Source organism: Mesorhizobium sp. M0074 (assembly GCF_040322975.1).
Taxonomy (GTDB): Bacteria; Pseudomonadota; Alphaproteobacteria; order Rhizobiales; family Rhizobiaceae; genus Mesorhizobium.
In genome coordinates, this window is record NZ_JAMYUM010000064.1 from 1 (window position 1) to 3,199 (window position 3,199).

The 3,199-nt window shown below is 62.9% G+C and carries 2 protein-coding genes; one reads left to right on the forward strand and one right to left on the reverse strand.

Annotated features, from left to right (window positions below; genetic code table 11):
* Positions 1-335 precede the first annotated feature (335 nt).
* On the forward strand, positions 336-1,589 hold the full coding sequence (gene tyrS, locus NKJ73_RS33920) for a tyrosine--tRNA ligase (protein WP_023674679.1): 1,254 nt from the start codon (positions 336-338) through the stop codon (positions 1,587-1,589).
* A 530-nt stretch (positions 1,590-2,119) separates the two neighbouring features.
* On the opposite strand, the gene NKJ73_RS33925 is transcribed toward tyrS, so the two are convergent.
* Positions 2,120-3,199 (reverse strand): alkene reductase (locus NKJ73_RS33925; RefSeq protein ID WP_352572726.1); only part of this gene is annotated, 1,080 nt, incomplete at its 5' end.

Consider the following 3,199-nt stretch of genomic DNA (forward strand, 5'->3'; position numbering starts at 1 on the left):
CAAGCCGTCGAAAACTGCTTTCCCGGCCTTCAAAAAAGCCCCATTAACTCACCAACCAGGATTTCGCTTCCCGTGCAAAGCCCTCCTTGTGGGAGAAGGTGGCCGCGCGAAGCGCGGTCGGATGAGGGGTGTTCCAGCTTGGCAACGACGGCACTCCGTCCAACACCCCTCAACCGTCTTGGCGCTGCGCGCCAATCCACCTTCTCCCACAAGGGGAGAAGGCAAGAGGGTGTCGCAAAACCGGATTCCACTTTTGCTGATCGCGCTTGAGTGCTAAACGCCCGCCTTCATGCATAGCCGAACCGCGTTCGGCCGGAAGCTTTTCGGGAAAGAAAATGTCCGCCTTCAAATCCGATTTCCTGCGCACGATGAGCGAGCGCGGTTTCATCCACCAGACCTCGGACGATGCCGGCCTCGACCAGCTTTTCGCCACGGAAACGGTGAGCGCCTATATCGGCTTCGACGCCACCGCCAGGAGCCTGCATGCCGGGTCGCTGATCCAGATCATGATGCTTTACTGGCTGCAGCAGACCGGCCACCGGCCAATCGCGCTGATGGGCGGCGGCACCTCGATGATCGGCGATCCGTCGTTCAAGGACGAGGCGCGCAAGCTTTTGACGCCGCAGGACATCGAGGACAATCTCGCCGGCATCCGCCGCAACTTCACGCCCTACCTCAAATTCGGCAGCGGCCCGAACGACGCCGTCATGATCAACAATGCCGACTGGCTGATGGACATCAACTACGTCAATTTCCTGCGCGATGTCGGCCGGCATTTTTCGGTCAACCGAATGCTGGCCTTCGATTCAGTCAAGCTCCGGCTGGACCGCGAGCAGTCGCTGTCGTTCCTCGAATTCAACTACATGATCCTGCAGGCCTATGACTTCGTCGAGCTCTACAAGCGTCTCGGCTGCCGGCTGCAGATGGGCGGCTCCGACCAGTGGGGCAACATCGTCAACGGCATCGATCTCGGCCATCGCATGGAAGGCGCGCAGCTTTATGCGCTGACGACGCCGCTGCTCACCACCTCCTCCGGCGCCAAGATGGGCAAGTCGGCCTCGGGCGCGGTCTGGCTCGATGCGGAGATGCTGAGCCCGTACGACTTCTGGCAATACTGGCGCAACACCGAGGATGCCGATGTCGGCCGTTTCCTGAAGCTCTACACGACCCTGCCACTCGCCGAGGTCGCACGCCTCGAACGGCTCGGCGGCTCGGAGATCAACGAAGCCAAGAAGATCCTCGCCACCGAAATCACCGCCATGCTGCATGGCCGCGAGGCGGCAGAGGAGGCCAGCGAAACGGCGCGTAAGACGTTCGAAGAAGGGGCGCTCGCCGAAACACTGCCAACCGTCGAGGTGGGCAGGGCCGACCTTGAAGCCGGCGTCGGCCTATTGTCGCTGTTCGTCACCGCCGGGCTGGCTGGGTCCAACGGCGAGGCACGGCGGCATATCCAGGGCGGCGCCGTGCGCCTCAACGACCAGCCAGTTTCCGACGATCGCAGGATGGTGACGCTGCAGGACCTTGGCCCGGAAAACGTCGCGAAACTGTCGCTCGGCAAGAAGAAACACGTTCTGGTGCGGCCGGTCTGACCAGGGCCCGGCACTTCCTGTTAGATCTTTTCCGAAACCGGTTTCATCTTGCGGCGCTGACCTTCGGTTCGGAATCACCGCCGAGGTTAATCAGCTAGCTCCCGAGAATGGCCGAGATGCCATTCGTCTCATCGATCGGAACGAGCAGGTAGCGCAAATAGCGGACGTTCTGCGGCGCTTCGATGAACGTCTTGTTCGGGGCCGGAAGCGGACTTGCGGCTTGGCGGCTTGGAATGTGAGAAGCGGACGTTCAGGCGCCCCCATGCATCGACGCGATCTGACCCATTCACGACAGTCGAAATCACGGTGAACGGGTCCGCTTGCGCCTGTAAAGCGAACGTACGACGTGCTACGAATCTCGCCTGGCTGGTCCTGGGCGGACCAGAGGAGCTAACGTCTATGCTATAGCCCTCCATGGCCCTCCTGAATCCCTGGGTTTGGACACCAGTTCGAGCGGAGCGCCAGAGAGATGCCCTGAGGCGCTGCTGTCACGTGGGATGGCTGCCTCGCAGGCGCCGCCCTCCGATAGCTCATGGGCGGCTTGAGGCGGCGATCGCGGGATAGTCGGTATAGCCAGCGGAGCCGCCGCCATAGAGCGTCGCCGAGTTGAACTCCGTCAGCGGCGTGCGCGTCTTCAGCCGTTCCACAAGGTCGGGATTGGCGATGAACGGGCGCCCGAAGGCGAAGAGGTCCGCCTTGCCCTCGGCGAGCCGCGACGCCGCGAGTTCGAGGTCATAGCCGTTATTGGCGATATAGGTATTGTTGAAGCGCCGGCGGAGCGATCCGAAGTCGAACGGCGCGACATCGCGCGATCCGCCCGTGGCGCCCTCGACGACATGGATATAGACGATGCCCAAAGCATCGAGTTGATCGACGATATAGTCGAACTGCGCCTGGGGGGCGCTGCTCGAGACGCCGTTGGCGGGCGAGACGGGCGAAATCCGAATGCCGGTGCGCTCTGCGCCGATCTCCTCGACCACCGCAGTCGCAACCTCCAGCATCAGCCGGGCGCGGTTCTCGACCGATCCGCCATAAGCATCCGTGCGGACATTGGCACCGTCCTTGGCGAACTGGTCCAGCAGATAGCCGTTGGCGCCATGAATCTCGACGCCATCGAAGCCGGCCTCAATGGCGTTCGCCGCTGCTTGCCGGAAATCGTTGACGATCCCCGCAAGCTCGTCGAGCGCCAGCGCGCGGGGCTCCGAAACCTCGACAAAGCCGTTGTTCACGAACGTCTTGGTCGCGGCCCGGATTGCCGAGGGCGCGACGGGCGCGGCGCCGTTCTCCTGCAGATCGACGTGCGAGACGCGGCCGACGTGCCAGAGCTGCAGGAAAATCCGCCCGTCCTTGGCGTGCACCGCGGTCGTGACCTTTCGCCAGCCGTCGATCTGAGCCTGAGAATAGATGCCGGGCGTGTCCTGGTAACCTTGTCCCTGCCGCGAGATCTGCGTGGCCTCGGAGATCAGCAGGCCGGCGGAGGCCCGCTGGCCGTAATACTCGGCGGCAAGATCGCCCGGAACGAAGCCCGGGCCAGCGCGATTGCGCGTGAGGGGCGCCATGACGATACGATTGGAGAGCGTCAGCGAGCCGAGAGAATAAGGCTCAAAAAG

Excerpts from the sequence above, each read along its gene's own strand:
- tyrS (WP_023674679.1), top strand. The coding sequence starts at position 336 with ATGTCCGCCTTCAAATCCGATTTCCTGCGCACGATGAGCGAGCGCGGT.